Source organism: Chitinophaga niastensis, from assembly GCF_003014755.1.
Lineage (GTDB): Bacteria > Bacteroidota > Bacteroidia > Chitinophagales > Chitinophagaceae > Chitinophaga > Chitinophaga niastensis.
Map to the genome: position 1 here is coordinate 766,460 of NZ_PYAW01000001.1, position 17,337 is coordinate 783,796.

The window sequence follows — 17,337 nt, forward strand, 5'->3', positions numbered from 1 at the left end:
GTAATTCGCAATTCGTAATTTCAATGTATACTTTTGCATCATGAACGATATATACCAGGGTCTTTTACAGGGTATGCACGATATGAGCTGGCTGGAAGCGATTGCTGTATTTTTTGCAGTATTATCTGTCATCTTTCAGAAAAAAAATAATATCCTGGTATATCCCACCGGTATTATCAGCACAGGCATTTTCACCTATCTCTTATCCCGCGAACATTTTAAGCTGTATGCAGATGCCACGCTGAATGCATATTATTTGGTGATGAGTATATATGGCTGGCTATATTGGGCCAGGAAAAGGCCGGAACAACCGGCAGTAAAGATCACCCGCAGTAGCCGGAAGGAATTAACAACCGCCACTATTATTGCTATTACCGGTTGGGCCATCTTTTACACACTATTGCATAATTTTTCTGACTCTAATGTACCTGTGATGGATGCCTTTGTTTCTGCTAGCGCCTGCGCCGGTATGTGGTTGCTTGCAAAGCGTAAGGTAGAAAACTGGATTCTCCTGAATATCTCCAACTTTGTAGCGGTGCCGTTGCTATTTTACAAGCATCTGTACCTGACAGCCTTTCTTACCATCTTTTTATTTATCATTGCTATATTCGGATATCTCAGCTGGAAGAAAACTGTGGAGCAAGAAGAAATTTCCCGCAAATGAAAAAAGTAGTTGTTATAGGACCTGAATCTACAGGCAAAAGCACGCTGAGTGAAAAACTGGCCGCACATTTTAATACGGTGTGGACACCGGAATATGCGCGTGAATATATTGACCAACTGCCACGGCTATACGAACAGCACGACCTGTTGGAAATAGCTGCCGGACAGTTAGCCCTGGAACGGCAACAGGCTGCCAAAGCCGGTAATGTGCTTATTTGTGATACCGATTTGTATGTAGTAAAGGTGTGGAGCGAACATAAGTACGGCGATTGTGATGCCCGCATCCTGAACCAGATTGCGCAGCAGCAGTGTGATCTGTATTTGCTTACTTATATTGATTTGCCCTGGGAAGAAGATCCGCAACGGGAATATCCTGATCCTGAAATGCGCACCTATTTTTATAATATTTACAGAGATATTGTGATGCAATCCGGTGCTGCCTGGACAGATATCCGCGGTAGCTATGAAGACCGTGAAACGCTTGCTATTAAAGCCGTACAGCAGTTGCTGGAAAATAAATAATTATTCTCTGCCGGTTACCAGTTCCATTATATCCGGATCAGGCGCCAGATTGCGCATCTGGATCAGTATTTTACGCTGACGATAAGCTGTAATACGTGCCGGTGGATTAACGGTATACTTTATCGGATTAGGTAAACAAGCCGCTATCATGGCTGCTTCTTCACGGTTTAAGCTGGCTGCATCCTTGTTGTAATAAGCCAGTGAGGCAGCTTCAACACCAAATATGCCTTCGCCGGTTTCTGCTACATTCAGGTATACTTCTAAAATGCGTTGCTTACCCCAGATCTTTTCAATCATAAAAGTAAAATAGACTTCCAGGCCTTTACGTACCCAACTACGGCCCTGCCAAAGAAATACGTTTTTAGCCACCTGCTGACTGATGGTGCTGGCGCCCTTTATTTTTTTACTTTGCTGATTATGTTTCATGGCCTTTTCAATAGACTTGAAATCAAAACCATTATGATCTGTGAAGAGTTGGTCTTCACTGGCTATCACGGCCAGTTTGGCGTGTTGGGAAATAGCATCGTAGCTTACCCACGTTTTATGCAATTTTTTATCTGTTCCCCATAAGCTGAACCAGCTGGAGATCTCTGTAATGGTAATAGGTGGATTCACCCATTTTAGCAGGATGATATATACAAATTGTGCAACAAATAAAACCAGTAGTACTCTCTTTAATCTCCTCCACGTTCTGGGAATAATGCCTTTTAAATTCATCCGCGTAGGTTTAGAAAAATCGGGCCGAAAGGTAGGCTAAAAAGCTGAAAGTGTATTGCTTTCAACTATCTCTACCAACAAAATCCGTAACTTTAGGTATGCTGTTAAACGTACACCCTGACAACCCGAATCCACGCCTCATAAAAACGATCATTGAATGTTTGAAGGATGGCGGTGTGATTATTTACCCTACTGACACGGTATACGGTTTGGGTTGCGATATTACGCAACACAAAGCCATAGAACGTATTGCGCGAATTAAACAGATTGATCCCAGGAAGGCGCACTTTTCTTTTATCTGTTATGATCTGAGCCACCTGTCGGATTACGCCAAAAGCGTGGATACGCCTGTGTTTAGAATGCTTAAAAAAGCATTGCCCGGCCCTTATACATTTATTTTACCAGCCAGCAGAATGGTACCCAAACTGTTGAAAACAAAGAAAGATACTGTGGGTATCAGGGTGCCGGATAATAATATTTGCAGAACGATTGTAAAAGAGTTGGGTAACCCTTTAATGAGCACTACTCTTCCGATAGAGCATTACGTAGAAGAATATACTGATCCGGAGATCATTTCCGAGAAGTTTGGTAAACTGGTGGATATCGTGATAGATGGCGGCCCTGGCGGGATGGCTTTTTCTACCGTTATTGATTGCACAGGAGCAGAACCTGAATTGATCCGTGAAGGTCTCGGGAGTTTTGAGGAAATATCCTGATAAAATATTTTTATGCAAATGAGATGGTTGATATTAGTGAGTTGTATGGGCCTGGTGCGTGCACAGGCACAAACTTTTGCATGGAAGCCGGTGAAGTTGTTCCCGGTTACTAAAACCACTTATATCCCCTCTCCACCTCCGGTTGTTTACCCGGTTTATACCCAGGCGCCTGATGCTTACTACAATCAGCATTTCGGGTTTTTCTGCAAACAGGAATGGACCTGGCAAAAACGTACTCACCTACCCGTTAAACTGCGTTTAGGCAATTATTCTTATGCCCAGCAGCAGGAAGGGAAACATTAATAACATTTACTGTATTGGTTTTGGAAGATAATATTTGCTTGTGTCAATTAATATTTGTTGACAAAGGCAAATATGTGTTTTTTTGTTTATCTGGAAAGAAAAAGGGATTGACCCGTAGGTCAATCCCTTTCAATCATCTCTTTAAAAAGAATTATTTAATACCCAGTTTCTTTGCGATATCTGCAGGTAAAGCTTTTTTGTTTACCATGAAGCAGGTGGTTTTGTAAGCAAAGTAAGGCTCGGAAGCGTAGAAGTAACCCTGACCGAAATTATCAGTACCCCAGGAGTTTTTCACACGGAAATATTTATTGCCGTTCTGATCTTTAACCAGGCCTACAATGTGCATACCGTGATCATCCTGTGTTTCGAAGTTGTCGAAAGCCTGTTGGCGGAGTTCTGGAGTAATTGTTTTTTCTTTACCTGGTTCCAGGAAAACGTTCTTTTTTTCTTCAGCAGACATGTCGGCCCAATCTTTTTCAGGAACTATAGCCAGACCTTCTTTGAAGTTGAAACCTTTTTCGCTTACGTCAGCAGCCCATGCAACGGAGTAGCCGCTCATTACCGCGTTTTCAGCGATAGTGGTAAAGTCATTCAGGTTTACGTTATATACTTTTTCCCAATTCCAGTTATCCGGTACTTCCAGTACAAATTTAGAGTTGTAAGGATGATGGGTAAAAGAAGAGATGAGTACATAATCATCTGCATCGAGGCCAAGCTCTTTTGCAAAAGACTGTGGAGTATAGGATTTGCCGTTATACTGGAATTTCTCAGGAGCATCGCCCATGTAGGCATTCAGCACACCGTCGAAAGCTTTTGACCAATCCGGATTGATAGTGCCTGGCGCATTACCTATTTTGGTAGCAACGCCTTCCAGCAGACTTTCCATTTCCGCGTGATTGTACATTTTTCCTTTGTTACCATCGTATACGCTCTGAGGAACCAGTCCGTACTCGCGGAGGCACAACAGATCATCCGGGAAACCACCACCTTCACCGAAGTTGGCTTTACCGTGCATACGTACGTAGTTAGCAGCTTTCAGCGGATACATTTTACGCACCACATACATTTCGCTCAGGTTCAGGCCTTTGTTTTTGCCGGTACGCAGTACTTCAGATTCAAAAAAAGACAGGCCGGAAAAAGACCAGCAAGTGCCTGTGCGGCCCTGGTTCTGTACATCACCGGCATCCAGGTTTTTTAAAACCGTAAACTGGTAGCGACTACCCTCCACATTGGTACTGTTTTGTGCAAATGCTGCAAAACTGCAAAGCATGGCTGCACACATCATCCATTTCTTCATGAGTGTATAATGATAAGTTTTAAAAACAAGGACCAAAAATAAGGGAAAGCAAGTATTTCGCCTGTGAAAAGATGGATGAACGGAGCTTGCTACAGCTTTACTAATTGCAGTTATAGTTCATTGTACTGTTCGCGGGTAATTTCCCATTCCCACAGATCTTCATTTTCTATATTCTTAATGGTGCCGACAAAACGCATTCCTGCTTTTTGTAATATTTTAACAGAGGCATTGTATTCTTCTTCTGTATGCGCAATTACACGTTGTACGTAGGAGTGGCCAAATGCAAAGCGGATAAGGGCCTTTGCCATTTCGGTACCGAGACCTCTTTCCCGGTAGTCGGCTGCTATTTCATAGCCCATTTCTACCAGTCCCTGATCATCGGGCTTGCCTTTAAAGCCACCGGCGCCTATGAGGCGTTTATCATTGCGGTGAAGAACAAGATAGAAGAACCATCCCAGCATACTGGGATCATTGCGTAATTTATCATAAGCTACCAATACCATTTCAGGATAATCTGTCCAACCGTCCTCAATAGATATACCAAGCAGGTCGGCCAGATGATCGTTGCCCTGTAATAGCAATTCGAAATGCTCAAGGGAGCACGGCAACAATTGTAGTCGAGGTGTTTGGATCATATTTGAAACTAGTAAACTGTTTTGGGAAATACAATAGCTGTTCTTTATTGTTAACAATTAACGCTTAGAAAATCGGTTTTCTAAGCGTTAATTGTTAATAATAAAGAGCTAAAGAATTAATGCGCTTCCAGCCAGTTATTGCCGCTGCCCATTTCTGCTTCTATAGGAACGGCCAGTGGCAGTGCATTACGCATACAATCTATGATAAGGGGTTTAATAACTTCTAATTCGGAACGATGCGCATCAAAAACCAATTCATCATGCACCTGCAAAAGCATGCGGGATTTGAATTGGTGTGCTTTGAACGCTTTATGAATGGAAATCATGGCCAGTTTAATCATGTCTGCAGCGGTGCCCTGAATAGGCATGTTAATGGCATTCCTTTCGGCAAAGCCACGTACCACCGCATTGGAGGAGTTAATATCTTTCAGCCATCTTTTTCTGCCCAGAATCGTTTGCACGTAACCGTTATGCTGTGCAAATTTTATCTGGTCATCCATATATTTTTTAATAGATGGATACTGCGCAAAGTAGTTATCGATCAGCATTTTAGCCTCTGAACGGGGGATGCTGAGATTTTCTGATAAACCAAAGGCGCTTACGCCATAGATGATACCAAAGTTTACACTCTTGGCATTGCGGCGCATATCTGATGTTACTGCATCCAGCGGTACATTGTATACTTTGGCAGCAGTAGCCGCGTGAATATCTATTCCCTGTTGGAAGGCGGCCATCATTTCTTTGTCTTCACTGATGGCTGCAATAATACGCAGCTCTATCTGTGAATAATCCGCTGATAATAAAACAAACTCTTCATTGCGTGGTACAAAGGCCTTGCGTATTTCGCGGCCTCTCTCTGTGCGGATAGGAATGTTCTGCAGGTTAGGATTATTGGAGCTTAAGCGACCCGTCACTGCTACCGCCTGGTTGTAGGAAGTGTGTATACGATTGGTGCGCTTATTCAGCAATAACGGTAACGAATCTACGTAGGTAGATTTTAATTTGCTCAGCTCACGGAAGATGAGAATGTCTTCTACTATCTTATGCTTGTTAGCCAGCTTCTGTAGTACATCTTCGCCGGTAGCGTATTGTCCGGTGCGTGTTTTTTTAGCTTTAGGATCCAGCTGTAGTTTTTCAAACAGTACTTCACCCAGTTGTTTTGGAGAAGCGAGTTTGAAACGTACACCTGCCTGTTCATATACACTTTCTTCTGCGCGTTTTATTTCTGTTTCCAGTTCGCGGGAATAATCTGCCAGTGCCTGGGTATCAATAGCGATACCTTCAAACTCCATATCTGCCAGTACTTTTACGAGTGGGTTTTCTATGTCATAAAATACGTTATCCACCTGCTTTTCGGGCAGCATGGGCGCAAATTTTTCTTTCAGCTGCAGGGTAATATCAGCATCTTCAGCAGCGTATTCCTTGATCTTTTCCACTTCCACATCACGCATATTGCCCTGGCCTTTACCTTTTTTACCAATGAGCGCTTCAATGGAAACCGGCTCGTATCCAAGGTATTGGGCACTTAACACATCCATACTTCGACGGCCTTCCGGCTCTAACAGGTAGTGGGCCAGCATCGTATCAAATAATGGATTGGTAATTTCAATGCCGTACCATTTCAGTATCAGCATATCATACTTGATATTTTGCCCGATGAGCTTTATTTTATCATTTTCAAACAGCGGTTTGAATTCATGTAGAATGGCGCGGGCAGCGTCGTGCGCGGCAGGCATCGGAATGTAATAAGCATCTCCTTTTACAAAGGAAAAGCTCATGCCTACAATATCAACTGCATTGGCATCGGTACCGGTGGTTTCTGTATCAAAAGAAACTTCCTGTTGCTGAAGTAACTGTGCCAGCAGGGCAGCCCGTTTTTCCGGGGTGTCTACCAGTTGATAATTGTGAGGTGTATTGTGAATATTTTTTTCTGCCAGCAGGATATTTGTTGATTCAGAAATTTCTACGGTTACCGTTACTTCTTCTTCTACAACTGTTCCAAACAGATCTGTTTGTACTACCCTAGGTTTGGCATCGGCAGAGGCGCTGGCAGCAAAGCCATCACCCAAAATTCTTTTGCCGAGTGTTTTGAATTCTAATTCAGTAAATATGTCGGTGAGCTTTTCTCTGTCACAATCTGACATGCAGAAATTTTCCTCATGAAAAGTTACCGGTACGTCGGTGATAATTGTTGCCAGTTCTTTAGAAAGAATGGCATTATCACGACCCGCTTTGATCTTCTCTCCCATCTTTCCGCCTATGGCATCTGCATTGGCCAATACGTTTTCGAGTGTTTCGTATTGTGCCAGCAATTTCATGGCTGTTTTTTCTCCAACACCAGCAATGCCTGGGATGTTATCCACCGCATCTCCCATCAATCCTAAAATATCAATTACCTGGTGTACATCTTTGATCTGCCATTTTTCACATACTTCTTTAGGCCCCATAATTTCTTCCTTGCTGCCCATGTACGGCGGCTTGTAGATGAAGATATTATCTCTTACCAGCTGTCCGTAGTCTTTATCAGGTGTTACCATGTAAACGGTGTAACCCGCATCTGCGGCCTGCCAGGCGAGGGTGCCGATCACATCATCTGCTTCGTAGCCATCCAGCTCCACCACCGGGATATTAAATCCTTCTATGATACGTTTAATATCCGGCAATGCATCCAGGAGGTCTTCCGGGGCATCTTCGCGGTTAGCTTTATAATCCGTGAAAGTGATGTGTCGCTCCGTAGGCGCGTGCGTATCAAACGCAACGGCTATATGGGTGGGCTTTTCTTTATTGATGAGATCCAGTAAAGTAGTGGTGAAGCCAAACTGCGCATTGGTATTTCGACCCGTACTGGTGATACGGGGATTTCTGATCAGGGCGTAATAAGCCCTGTAAATCAGTGCCATGGCGTCCAGTAAAAATAATTTCTTTTCCATCGCTAAACCTACAAGAATTAATTTGAATGTACAAAATTAAGATAGTACTTCCATATACAGTGAGCATGTAACTTTGAAATTGAAAAATGAATGACTATGAACAAGATTTATCATTTGTCCACCTGCAGCACCTGCAAGAAAATATTGGAAGAAACGAAGGCAAAGGAGCGCGGGTATATTTTACAGGACATCAAGAAAGAAAAGATCACTCCGGAGCAACTGGATGAAATGCATGCGCTGGCAGGCAGTTATGAAGCACTGTTTAGCCGCAGGTCACAGCAATACCGGCCTATGGGGTTACATGAAAAAGATTTGAAAGAAGCTGATTACCGCGATTTGATTTTACAGGAATATTCTTTTTTGAAACGCCCGGTAGCGGTGGTGGGCGACAGGATTTATATAGGTGCGGAAGTTAAAAATATTTAGAAATTTTATCATTTGGCTATTTAGATATTTTGTTACGGCAGAAGATTGCCCGCTGACACTGAATATCTAAATAGCTAAATAATAAATATCTGTTATTTTAAGCTTTGTATAAATTTTTGAACCACCTGTTTATATTGGTTCATGTCCTGTTCATGATGAAACGAGCGGAATGGGAAGCTCGCTGCAGCATCCATGGCTGTTTTCAGGTTAAATTGTTCCTGCGGCAGAGAATAAAAATATCCTTTTTCCATCAGGTATTCCCCCAGGTAAACTTGTTCTGATTGTCCAGGTGTTGGGATAAGAATTGCTTTTTTATTCAGCTTGGCAAGATCCATCAGGGTGGTGTAGCCGGAGCGGCTCAATACCATGTCGGATGCCAGCATCGCATCATTTAGTTCACTGGCATTCAGGTGGTTAACCTGTGTAACGCCGGGAGAAACCTGCTCATGTTGCGGTGTGCCTGGTTTGCCACTTACAATAAGTGCAGTGAGGGGCAAGGCTTTGATCTGATCCAGGATCAGTTTTTCCAGGTTAGAGCGTTGCGGCTCCGGACCAGAGATCAGCACCAATAAATCATATTTTTTTTCCACATCAGATTTGGGCTCAAAACGACTGAGACATCCAATGTAAGTGGTATGAGGTGGTAGTATAGCAGGATGTGCCAGTTCGCCGGAAAGATTGTTGTTGCCGGTAAAGTCCGGAATCCAGCAGGCGCTGTATTTGCGAATGAAACGGTAATTTATTTTCTGTAATGTGCGCTCTATCCAGCCGCCAAAAGGTGTTTTTATCAGGAGCTGGTGGGTGATGAAAACAGTAGGAATATCTTTGTGATATAAGCCAAAGCGGTTATCTGAAATAACTGCATTGATTTGATACTCAACGACTATCTTTTTCAACCATCGTTGTTCATGCTTCACCGACCTGTAAATCTTAGGTATTTGCTGCATGATTTTCAGCCCAAAGAATTTACCTTTTTGTGCATATTGAATGCGATAGCCTGGCAGGGGCAGGATGGTGAGTTGCGGGAATTCCTGTTGTAATAATGCCGCGTGTTTGCCTTCTGCCGCAATAAAAACTTCACAACCTGCGTTAAGCATTTCATGGATCAGGGGAATGTCCCGGGTGGCATGTCCAAGGCCCCAATCCAGGGGAACTATAAGAATTTTTCGGGCAGTAAGGATTGTGGACAAATAATTTAATATTTTTTGCGAATTTAGCTTAAATTACGAATGGGCATTGTTAAGAAAAGGTGAACTCTTTTAGAATGGATTTTAAATAACAGCTAAGTATATTAAACTGCAGTATGAAAAGAATAAAATGGATTGTGATCTTTTTTCTTTGTGGATGTTTAGTGATGGAAGGGTGTAAAGTTTTTAAGAAAAATGATTGCGGTTGTCCCACTATGAATAAAAAAAGAATGCACTAAGAGCACTATCTATCAACAACAACATTGACAAACAATTTTGCCGTATCTTTTGAAATTATCCTTGATTACCTGGCCAAACAATATTTCGGGGAACAGTCAAATTTTTTATTCATGAAACCTGTAGATAGAGATTTATTAATCCTGCTACATGAAGATCGGTACACAGAGCAGCAGATTCAATCTGCGGTAAGGCAGATCAGTGAAATGCTTTCGTTGATTGAAACGATGGATTATCTGTGTGCAGTGATGGAAGTAGCGGATTGTAACAAAAGCAGGACTACCAGCAAACGATCGGTGCTGGAAAAAGCAATTTCACGTAAAACGCATAAGCCGTTCGAATTTATTATTCACAAGAACTAGTAGCTTCACATCTGCAGATTCTCTTTATTGTAGCTTTAACCCGCTGCTTTATCTGTTGTGCTGTGCTTTATTTATTAAATTCTTGTTGTACGTTTGCCATCAAATAAATCCAACTAAGTGATGGCAGATTTTTCTCACCTGCAGGACTTCTTAAACCCTGTTTCAAAGACATTGCTAAACGACGACCAGGAGTATGATCCATTCCAGGTTGGTGGTGTGATTGATGTGTATGAAGATGATCACCAGCCGGATATTGATGCAGCCGATATTATTTTATTGGGTGTTGGAGAAGAAAGAGGTAGCACATCCGGTAAAACCAATACCGGTGGGCCTGATGCAATACGTCGCGAATTTTTTCGTCTTTATAACTGGCATCGTGATCTTAAACTCGCAGATGTAGGTAATCTTCGTTCAGGTGCTTTCCTGGCCGACGCTTATGCTGCTATGAAAACAGTAGTAGCAGAATTATTACAAGCCAATAAAACAGTTATTATTTTAGGTGGTTCACATGATCTTACCTACGCGCAATATAAAGCCTATGCGTCGCAGCAATTAATTATTGAAGCAACAGTAGCTGATGCCCTGATAGATTTGAAAGAAGATTCTACTATACGCAGTGAACGCTTTTTGATGGAGATATTGACGGAGCAACCCAATTATCTGAGACATTATAATCATCTCGGTTTTCAAAGTTATTTCGTACATCCGCGGATGTTAGAAACACTGGATAAATTACGCTTTGATTGTTATCGGTTGGGACGTATCCGCGAAAACATGGAAGAAGCAGAACCCGTACTGCGTCATTCGGATTTATTTAGTCTTGATATCAATATCATCCGTCATACAGATGCTCCTGCCAATCACCTCTCCCCTAACGGATTCAGTGGCGAAGAAGCATGTTCCCTGGCGCGTTACGCGGGTATGAGTAGCCGTCTTTCTTCTTTTGGGATTTATGGCTACAGACCAGAGAAAGATAAAGAGCACTTAACCGCCCGGCAAATATCACAGATGCTGTGGTATTTTATGGATGGACGTGCTGTAAAAAATAAAGAAGCTTTGCTGGAAGACCGTGATGCTTTCTGGGAATTTCATATAGCCTTCTCCGATATAGAAACCGTATTTCTGAAGAGTAAAAAAACAGGTCGCTGGTGGATGCAGCTGCCGGACAGAGAATTTGTTCCCTGTGCCTACAACGATTACTTGCTGGCCAGTAACAATGAGATGCCGGAACGTTGGTTACGGCATCAGGAAAGACTATAAAAATATTTTGCTATTTAATTACGCTGCTATTTTGAAATTCAATAGTAGCGTAACTAAATAGCAAGACAATTAAATAGCGACTTCCAGCAATTCGGTCACCCGCTCTTTTATGTAGGCGGCCTTGTTATCAGTGGATATCATATCGTCATCCAATCCATCCATGGTGCGTTTGTGCATCTTTTCCACCCGACCATCTATCTTCTTAAAATATTCATCTTTCTTTTCTTCCCAGGTCCCCTGTTCTGCTTGCAGCTTCTGCTGCCGGTTGGGACTCAGACTGGAATAAAGATGTTGTAGCGTGCTATACAGCAGGCTGTCCAGCTGTTTGTAATAAGTGAGGGCACAGTCATACATTTTATGACTTTTGCCAAGGCATTGCTGATAGTGGGTTTCAAGTGTGTCCAGGGCCGTTTGTCGCGATTGGGAATAAGCATTGGTACACAGGAAAACCGTCAGTATAAGGATAAGGTTTCGCATAGGCGCTGTGTGAGCGACAAATATACGAACATTATATGTTAATTAATGTTAATGTTATTCTTTCACACCAACGGAGCCGGAGCAAACATCGCCTTGTGGAAGACCGTTTAGCCACACGCGTAGTGCATCTGTTCTTTGATGCGTTAGTTCTGTGAGGTAATTAGCCTTACAGGAAGGGAACACACTACCATAACTTTTAGCAGATGCAGGATACATCACTTTCACCTGTGCATCCCGCAGTTGTATCCACAGGCGTTGCGCCTCTTTCAGGTTGCTGATAAAGGTTTTGTTAGCGGCATAATCCTTTAATATCAGCTGATAGATTTCGTTAAGTTTTTTATCTGCTTCCTTATATTCTGTTCCTGCCTGTTTGTTCATCTCAGACTGTGATTGTGAGAAAGCCACCATGCTGCCGGTGATCAGTAAAATAAAAATAAAAAATGATTTCATGTTAGTAAGGTTTGAGAAATTTTAATGCGTATACCATTGGTAGTTTTTCTTCCATTCCTTTAATGTAAAAACGGCCTTCCTTTTCGATCGTATTATTGAAACAGTTGTAAGGGGAGTAATCAAATTCCTGAAATACCTGTAGCTGCAAACCCTTGTCTGTTAAGGCCGTGATAATTTCGCTCAGGGGATGATTCCAGGAATACGAAAGGCTTTTAAGATCGGCGCCACGATCTGTATAAGAGCCGGTTGTTTCCTCAATGATCGTGGTTGTGTTGAAATAATTATATTTTATCTCCTTAAAATTATCGTCGAACATCCACACTGCCGGATGAAAATCAGCCATGATGAAATGTCCGCCAGGCTTCAGAAAGTGATTGATTACATGGGCCCATTTGTCCAGATCCGGCAGCCAGCCAATAGTGCCGTAAGAAGTGAACACCATGTCAAATGTACCTTGCAAATGTTCTGGTAAACTATACAAATCACAACAAATAAAACGGGCTTTATTTTCCAGCTGTAATTGTTTGGTAAGGTCATTGGCCTGTTGTATGGCAGTATCTGAAAGGTCTATTCCTGTTACATCAGCGCCCATTCTGGCCAGTGAAAGGGTATCCTGCCCGAAATGACATTGCAGATGCAGAACACTTTAATCCTGTACATTATCCAATAACGCCAGTTCTATGCTTTTGAGTGAAGTATTACCACTGAGAAACCCTGGCATATCATAAAAATCAGAAGCAACGTGAACGGCTGTACGTTTATTCCAAAGTTCTTTGTTGGCTATAAGATAGTTTTTTGTTGACTCCATGGTTGTTATGTTATTTTAAATGAGGAGGTATTCCTCGTTTTCCAATTGCACTTTGAAGGTAACTTTTGCTTTGAGTGCATTGAATACTTTTAGAATAGTATCTAACCTGGCACTGGTGGTATTGTTTTCCAATTTTGATATTTGTGCTTTTTGCACGCCTACGAGGCTCCCGAGTTCTTCCTGTGTAAGATGTTGTGTTTGCCGGGCTTTTTTGATTATATCGCCTAACAGATCCATATGAAGGTCGAATTCAAACTTATCTCTTTTGGGGGAACCTATTGGACCTATGTGCTTATCCAATTGTTCGTCCAGGGTAAACGTTTTTAAGGGCTTCTTTTTCATTTTGTAATTGCGGTTTAGAACTTATTCTCAAAATACTGTTGTCTTATCTTTATTGCGCGATCGATTTCCTTGTTCGGAATTTTGTCTTGCTTTTTAATGAATCCATGTGTAGCAATAACCAACGTGTTGCCAGGAGATGTTTTATCCCAAAAGGCCAACATTCTGTATTGTATGCCCTCGTAATGTGTTCTGAATTCCCATATGTCATCCCGTAATTTTTTTAGTAGTTCGGGATCAGTATTATATCTGGCTTTGTAAATATTAGCGTAAATTTTTTCTCTTGCTCTTTTATCTATTTCATCCAGATAATTGGCAGCATTTGCCAAAAACTGGACATTAAATTTGGGTTCCAACATGGATGATATGGTTTATCCAAAAATAAAAAAAAGTTTCCAGTTATGGAAACTTTTTTAAACGCTTATTTATCATCTGTCTATATCACTACCAGTTCATAAAAATCGCCCGGCGAATAATATTGTTTCGCCAGTCGTTGTAATTCTTCTGCGGTAATGGTTTTGATAGTTTGGATATTATTGTAGAAATAATTTTCATCCAGATCGTTGAGGATCAGGTTCTTCCAGCGTTGGATCAGCTGGAATGCCCCGTCCAGATCACCCAGGATTGAACCAATCATGTAGTTACGTACGAGGTCCAGCTCTTCCTTCGGAATGGGTTCATTTTGCAAGCGCAGCAACTCTTTGTATACTTCATCAATAGTGGCTTCACAAACATCGCGGCCAGCTTCTGTCTGGATGTTGATAGCACTGATTTGACGGAAGTTATAGATCTGTGAATAGATGCCGTAGGTATATCCTTTTTCCTCCCTGATATTACTCATTAAACGGGAGCCGAAGTAACCACCGAAAATGGTGTTTAATATGAGCATCTTTGGAAAGTCGGGATGGTAGCGGTTAGGGAATTGACGTGCTAAACGCACTGCGCCCTGTACACCGTTTTCATCATTGAAGATCCTGAATTTTTTCTCTTCTGCCGATTGAACTGGCAGGTCCAGTTTTATCAGGTTACTTTCGCCATTCCATTGTGTGCTGCCGAAATATTTATTAAGCAGCGGGATTACATTGGGAGGCAGATTGCCGGCTACAAAAATTTTGCAATTGTTGTAGTTGTAGTGTTTTTTGTAAAAGGCACGCAGCCCTTCTGTTTGTAAAGCGTCATATGCCTCCATACTGCTTACACGGCCATATGGATGGAATTCACCGAACAAATATTTATCGATAAAACGATTGGCAACGAAATCACATTTCAACAGATTTACTGCCAGTTTTTGTTTCTGGTTTTGTTTATAGAGACTCAGCTCATCTTCCGGAAATGCCGGATCGAGTACTACCTCCTGCATGATAGGCAGCAGCACTTCTGTATGTTTTGTTAAACAGTGCAGGGTATAGGTAGCATTCTCGTGATAGGCGTTACGGTTCAGGTAAGCGCCGTAATAGTCAACGCTTTCATTTATTTCCTGTGCGGTATGTTTTCCTGTGCCATTCTTCATTAAGAAGTTGGTAGCAGCAGCTTCCAGGCTTTCGCTTTCATACCAGCTGCCCGCAGGAAATACCAGTTCCAGCTGTACGGTTTCCTGTTCGTCGGACTTCATTACATAAACGGGAATACCATTATCCAGCGTGAATTTTTCGTACGGTTTCAGCGTTATGTCGAACTCCACAGCATCTTTAATGGGAGGAGGAATTGTTCTATTCATTGTATCTTATTTAAATCGCGACGGCCGTAAAACAGCCATGCAATTAGTTCGCAGCGTAATAGTAAATGGTGTTGGAATTGTTTTCATCAAAAAGCAATTTTGCTTCTTCATGTATTTCTGCAGCAGTTACTACTTCGTAGTTTTCAAATTCCTTGTTCATCAATTCTGCATCGCCGAGAAGTTCGTAAAATGCGAGGTTGTTGGCACGGTTGAGTAAACTCATATCTTCAAAAGCCAGCAGGCTCTCTACGCGGTTTTTTACTTTTTGCAATTCTCTTTCTGTGATGATTTCGCCTTGCAGCTTTTCAAGTTCCTGCTGCACAGCCTTTTCAGCATCTTTCATTTTCACCCCTTTTACCAGTTTGCCTTCAATGGTAAGCAGGCCGGCATCGAGGCTACCAAAATGGTAACAATCAATATTGCTGAACAGCTTTTTCTCTTTTACCAATACCTGGTGCAAGCGCGAAGAGCTGCCACCACCAAGAATATCGGAGATCAGGTCTGCAGCATAATAACGTTTGTCTGTGCGGGCATACATATGATAGCATTTATACAATGCGTCCAATGGTACATTGGCCTTCACTTCCAGTTTATGTGCGGCTGTTTGTGGTGGTTCTACCGGCAGGTTACGGTTATATTTTTCGCCGGAAGGAATATCACCAAACCATTTCTCTGCGAGCGTTTTTACCTGTTCTACCGTAACGTTGCCACCAACAGAAAGAATAGCATTTATCGGACGATAATATTTAAAGAAGAAAGCTTTTACATCTTCCAGCTTTGCGTTTTCAATATGAGACAACTCTTTGCCGATGGTCATCCAGCGGTAGGGATGTTTTGCATAGGCCAGCTCGCGCATCTTATGCCATACATCGCCGTAAGGTTTGTTGATATAATGTTCTTTAAATTCCTCAGATACCACTTTCCGCTGTACATCCAGACTTTTATCTTCAAAAGCCAAAGACAACATACGATCGCTTTCCAGCCAGAAACCAGTTTCAATGTTTTCTGCAGGAAGCTGTATGTAGTAGTTGGTCAGATCACTGGTGGTGTAAGCATTGTTCTCCCCACCAGCCATTTGTAATGGTTCGTCGTATTCTGGTATATTGATGGAACCCCCAAACATAAGGTGTTCAAATAAGTGCGCAAAGCCCGTCTGTTCCGGATTTTCATCCCTCGCCCCTACATCGTACAGCACATTTATGACCGCCATTGGGGTGGTATGGTCTTCGTGAACGATTACCCTCAGTCCGTTAGCCAGCGTGAATTTATTATAATGAATCATATCCCTTTATTGGTTAAAATAAGTAAAAAACCGGAAAACGCAAGTTAAAGGATAATTATCAATAGTGGGGCCGGGCACTTTCTATTCCAGGTAAAGCTCTTTTTTATCGTAATTGATAGTAAGGGTAAATTGTTTCCAGATATCGTAGCCAATGGCACCGGCCACTTCCGTGAACACACCCAGGTCATCAATGTCTTTGCTGTAGCTGACCGGTACATCTCTGAGGCTATGACCGCCCAACTCCAACAGGGGAATCGAGCTGTTGATATAGTAAAGCACCTTTACCATATCCTGCACCCTGTCTGTGTTAATGGTAGTGAGCAGGGTATTGAGTTTGTTTTTATCTACATAAGGCCAGTTAAAAAGAATGCCATAGTCGCCACCGGTAGTAATATGATAATGTCCTGGCAATTTGCGTCCATCAGGTAACTGGATGGAAGCGTCAATCACCGGCGTCGTGAAGTTGAGCTGAAAGTGCAGCAGACGGCCGGTATTACCAATGGGCGTTTTGCCAGCGCGATATAATAGCAGTTGCTGCTGCCGGTAATCGATTTTTACAATATATGATTTCAGTAAAGCCACGCCAATAATGCCGTCTATTGGTCCTATATCGGAGAGGTCTTCCAGGTTGGCATTCACATAAGGGAGCCGTAATTCTTTCAGATAAAGGGCATTGATGGTGGCTACAGGTGCCTTTATCACGGCATTGTTAGTGCCGCTCATGTAGGCTTGCCCGGGTGCTTTCAGGTGCAGCTTTTCGGCTGTTTTGGTATGCAGGATGGTCACCTCTGACCCACTGTCGAAAATAAAATGCAGGGTATCTGTTCCGCCGGAAAGCATTACAGGTATTACTACATGTTTATCTATCAGCTGAAAAGGTATTACCGCTAACGGTTTTTTATTATCTGTTGTTACTGCTGGTGTGCTTTTACGCTGCGCGTAGGCAGGCATAAGGGCATTACAGAGAAATACAATTACTATCCATGAAAAGCGCCACATGTCACAAATA

21 protein-coding genes are annotated in these 17,337 nt (G+C 42.3%); 7 read left to right on the forward strand and 14 right to left on the reverse strand.

Going from position 1 to position 17,337, the window contains the following annotated elements; translation table 11 throughout:
- The first annotated feature begins 40 nt into the window (after positions 1-40).
- On the forward strand, positions 41-664 hold the full coding sequence (gene pnuC / locus CLV51_RS03260; protein ID WP_106526568.1) for a nicotinamide riboside transporter PnuC: 624 nt from the start codon (positions 41-43) through the stop codon (positions 662-664).
- Entirely contained in the window at positions 661-1,185 is a 525-nt protein-coding gene (locus CLV51_RS03265) for an AAA family ATPase (RefSeq protein WP_106526569.1), read from the forward strand. The genes pnuC and CLV51_RS03265 overlap by 4 nt, the downstream gene beginning before the upstream one ends.
- On the opposite strand, the gene mtgA is transcribed toward CLV51_RS03265, so the two are convergent.
- Complete coding sequence (gene mtgA, locus CLV51_RS03270; protein ID WP_106526570.1) at positions 1,186-1,902, reverse strand: monofunctional biosynthetic peptidoglycan transglycosylase; 717 nt, start codon at positions 1,900-1,902, stop codon at positions 1,186-1,188.
- A 98-nt stretch (positions 1,903-2,000) separates the two neighbouring features.
- Between mtgA and CLV51_RS03275 the strand changes: the two genes are divergently transcribed.
- Both CLV51_RS03275 and CLV51_RS03280 read left to right on the forward strand, forming a co-directional pair.
- On the forward strand, positions 2,001-2,618 hold the full coding sequence (locus CLV51_RS03275) for an L-threonylcarbamoyladenylate synthase (RefSeq protein WP_106526571.1): 618 nt from the start codon (positions 2,001-2,003) through the stop codon (positions 2,616-2,618).
- A gap of 12 nt (positions 2,619-2,630) precedes the next feature.
- Positions 2,631-2,921, forward strand: coding sequence for a hypothetical protein (locus CLV51_RS03280; protein ID WP_146151216.1), 291 nt, complete (start codon positions 2,631-2,633; stop codon positions 2,919-2,921).
- Positions 2,922-3,072: 151 nt separating this feature from the next.
- Here the strand turns inward: CLV51_RS03280 and CLV51_RS03285 are convergent, their stop codons facing one another.
- The 3 genes from CLV51_RS03285 to polA form a co-directional block, all read right to left on the reverse strand.
- Complete coding sequence (locus CLV51_RS03285; protein ID WP_106526573.1) at positions 3,073-4,218, reverse strand: C1 family peptidase; 1,146 nt, start codon at positions 4,216-4,218, stop codon at positions 3,073-3,075.
- Positions 4,219-4,328: 110 nt separating this feature from the next.
- Positions 4,329-4,853, reverse strand: coding sequence for a GNAT family N-acetyltransferase (locus tag CLV51_RS03290; RefSeq protein WP_106526574.1), 525 nt, complete (start codon positions 4,851-4,853; stop codon positions 4,329-4,331).
- 116 nt (positions 4,854-4,969) lie between these two features.
- On the reverse strand, positions 4,970-7,783 hold the full coding sequence (polA, locus tag CLV51_RS03295; RefSeq protein WP_106526575.1) for a DNA polymerase I: 2,814 nt from the start codon (positions 7,781-7,783) through the stop codon (positions 4,970-4,972).
- 96 nt (positions 7,784-7,879) lie between these two features.
- Here polA and CLV51_RS03300 point away from each other — a divergent pair, with 96 nt between their 5' ends.
- A complete protein-coding gene (locus CLV51_RS03300; protein WP_106526576.1) occupies positions 7,880-8,209 on the forward strand; it encodes an arsenate reductase family protein in 330 nt (109 codons plus the stop codon).
- A gap of 92 nt (positions 8,210-8,301) precedes the next feature.
- Here CLV51_RS03300 and CLV51_RS03305 read toward each other — a convergent pair whose 3' ends face one another.
- The gene (locus CLV51_RS03305) at positions 8,302-9,399 is read right to left on the reverse strand and encodes a glycosyltransferase (RefSeq protein ID WP_106526577.1); all 1,098 of its coding nucleotides are present in this window, start codon (positions 9,397-9,399) and stop codon (positions 8,302-8,304) included.
- Between the two features lie 347 nt (positions 9,400-9,746).
- Here CLV51_RS03305 and CLV51_RS03310 point away from each other — a divergent pair, with 347 nt between their 5' ends.
- The gene (locus tag CLV51_RS03310) at positions 9,747-9,995 is read left to right on the forward strand and encodes a hypothetical protein (RefSeq protein WP_146151217.1); all 249 of its coding nucleotides are present in this window, start codon (positions 9,747-9,749) and stop codon (positions 9,993-9,995) included.
- A gap of 120 nt (positions 9,996-10,115) precedes the next feature.
- Positions 10,116-11,255 carry a formimidoylglutamase gene (locus CLV51_RS03315; protein ID WP_106526579.1) on the forward strand — a complete coding sequence of 380 codons (1,140 nt, stop codon included), beginning with the start codon at positions 10,116-10,118 and terminating at the stop codon, positions 11,253-11,255.
- A 69-nt stretch (positions 11,256-11,324) separates the two neighbouring features.
- Here CLV51_RS03315 and CLV51_RS03320 read toward each other — a convergent pair whose 3' ends face one another.
- The 9 genes from CLV51_RS03320 to CLV51_RS03355 form a co-directional block, all read right to left on the reverse strand.
- Entirely contained in the window at positions 11,325-11,732 is a 408-nt protein-coding gene (locus CLV51_RS03320) for a lysozyme inhibitor LprI family protein (protein ID WP_106526580.1), read from the reverse strand.
- A 54-nt stretch (positions 11,733-11,786) separates the two neighbouring features.
- Complete coding sequence (locus CLV51_RS03325) at positions 11,787-12,182, reverse strand: lysozyme inhibitor LprI family protein (RefSeq protein WP_106526581.1); 396 nt, start codon at positions 12,180-12,182, stop codon at positions 11,787-11,789.
- 1 nt (position 12,183) lies between these two features.
- Complete coding sequence (locus CLV51_RS03330; RefSeq protein WP_342748456.1) at positions 12,184-12,822, reverse strand: class I SAM-dependent methyltransferase; 639 nt, start codon at positions 12,820-12,822, stop codon at positions 12,184-12,186.
- A gap of 6 nt (positions 12,823-12,828) precedes the next feature.
- Entirely contained in the window at positions 12,829-12,990 is a 162-nt protein-coding gene (locus CLV51_RS29415; protein ID WP_211301933.1) for a hypothetical protein, read from the reverse strand.
- A 15-nt stretch (positions 12,991-13,005) separates the two neighbouring features.
- Positions 13,006-13,332, reverse strand: coding sequence for a helix-turn-helix domain-containing protein (locus tag CLV51_RS03335; RefSeq protein ID WP_106526582.1), 327 nt, complete (start codon positions 13,330-13,332; stop codon positions 13,006-13,008).
- 14 nt (positions 13,333-13,346) lie between these two features.
- Positions 13,347-13,688 (reverse strand): type II toxin-antitoxin system RelE/ParE family toxin, encoded by a 342-nt coding sequence (locus CLV51_RS03340; protein WP_106526583.1) that lies wholly within the window; start codon positions 13,686-13,688, stop codon positions 13,347-13,349.
- A gap of 77 nt (positions 13,689-13,765) precedes the next feature.
- The gene (locus CLV51_RS03345; RefSeq protein ID WP_106526584.1) at positions 13,766-15,046 is read right to left on the reverse strand and encodes a M16 family metallopeptidase; all 1,281 of its coding nucleotides are present in this window, start codon (positions 15,044-15,046) and stop codon (positions 13,766-13,768) included.
- A gap of 43 nt (positions 15,047-15,089) precedes the next feature.
- Positions 15,090-16,328, reverse strand: coding sequence for a M16 family metallopeptidase (locus tag CLV51_RS03350; RefSeq protein ID WP_106526585.1), 1,239 nt, complete (start codon positions 16,326-16,328; stop codon positions 15,090-15,092).
- A gap of 81 nt (positions 16,329-16,409) precedes the next feature.
- A complete protein-coding gene (locus CLV51_RS03355; protein WP_106526586.1) occupies positions 16,410-17,327 on the reverse strand; it encodes a retropepsin-like aspartic protease in 918 nt (305 codons plus the stop codon).
- Positions 17,328-17,337: the final 10 nt, after the last annotated feature.

What these genes read in the sequence shown, in the direction of transcription:
- mtgA (WP_106526570.1), bottom strand. Translation starts at nt 1,902, where the DNA reads ATGAATTTAAAAGGCATTATTCCCAGAACGTGGAGGAGATTAAAGAGA.
- CLV51_RS03325 (WP_106526581.1), bottom strand. Translation starts at nt 12,182, where the DNA reads ATGAAATCATTTTTTATTTTTATTTTACTGATCACCGGCAGCATGGTG.
- CLV51_RS03275 (WP_106526571.1), top strand. Translation starts at nt 2,001, where the DNA reads ATGCTGTTAAACGTACACCCTGACAACCCGAATCCACGCCTCATAAAA.
- CLV51_RS03345 (WP_106526584.1), bottom strand. Translation starts at nt 15,046, where the DNA reads ATGAATAGAACAATTCCTCCTCCCATTAAAGATGCTGTGGAGTTCGAC.
- CLV51_RS03280 (WP_146151216.1), top strand. Translation starts at nt 2,631, where the DNA reads ATGCAAATGAGATGGTTGATATTAGTGAGTTGTATGGGCCTGGTGCGT.
- CLV51_RS03300 (WP_106526576.1), top strand. Translation starts at nt 7,880, where the DNA reads ATGAACAAGATTTATCATTTGTCCACCTGCAGCACCTGCAAGAAAATA.
- pnuC (WP_106526568.1), top strand. Translation starts at nt 41, where the DNA reads ATGAACGATATATACCAGGGTCTTTTACAGGGTATGCACGATATGAGC.
- CLV51_RS03320 (WP_106526580.1), bottom strand. Translation starts at nt 11,732, where the DNA reads ATGCGAAACCTTATCCTTATACTGACGGTTTTCCTGTGTACCAATGCT.
- CLV51_RS03340 (WP_106526583.1), bottom strand. Translation starts at nt 13,688, where the DNA reads ATGTTGGAACCCAAATTTAATGTCCAGTTTTTGGCAAATGCTGCCAAT.
- CLV51_RS03265 (WP_106526569.1), top strand. Translation starts at nt 661, where the DNA reads ATGAAAAAAGTAGTTGTTATAGGACCTGAATCTACAGGCAAAAGCACG.
- CLV51_RS29415 (WP_211301933.1), bottom strand. Translation starts at nt 12,990, where the DNA reads ATGGAGTCAACAAAAAACTATCTTATAGCCAACAAAGAACTTTGGAAT.
- polA (WP_106526575.1), bottom strand. Translation starts at nt 7,783, where the DNA reads ATGGAAAAGAAATTATTTTTACTGGACGCCATGGCACTGATTTACAGG.
- CLV51_RS03335 (WP_106526582.1), bottom strand. Translation starts at nt 13,332, where the DNA reads ATGAAAAAGAAGCCCTTAAAAACGTTTACCCTGGACGAACAATTGGAT.
- CLV51_RS03350 (WP_106526585.1), bottom strand. Translation starts at nt 16,328, where the DNA reads ATGATTCATTATAATAAATTCACGCTGGCTAACGGACTGAGGGTAATC.
- CLV51_RS03355 (WP_106526586.1), bottom strand. Translation starts at nt 17,327, where the DNA reads ATGTGGCGCTTTTCATGGATAGTAATTGTATTTCTCTGTAATGCCCTT.
- CLV51_RS03290 (WP_106526574.1), bottom strand. Translation starts at nt 4,853, where the DNA reads ATGATCCAAACACCTCGACTACAATTGTTGCCGTGCTCCCTTGAGCAT.
- CLV51_RS03315 (WP_106526579.1), top strand. Translation starts at nt 10,116, where the DNA reads ATGGCAGATTTTTCTCACCTGCAGGACTTCTTAAACCCTGTTTCAAAG.
- CLV51_RS03285 (WP_106526573.1), bottom strand. Translation starts at nt 4,218, where the DNA reads ATGAAGAAATGGATGATGTGTGCAGCCATGCTTTGCAGTTTTGCAGCA.
- CLV51_RS03310 (WP_146151217.1), top strand. Translation starts at nt 9,747, where the DNA reads ATGAAACCTGTAGATAGAGATTTATTAATCCTGCTACATGAAGATCGG.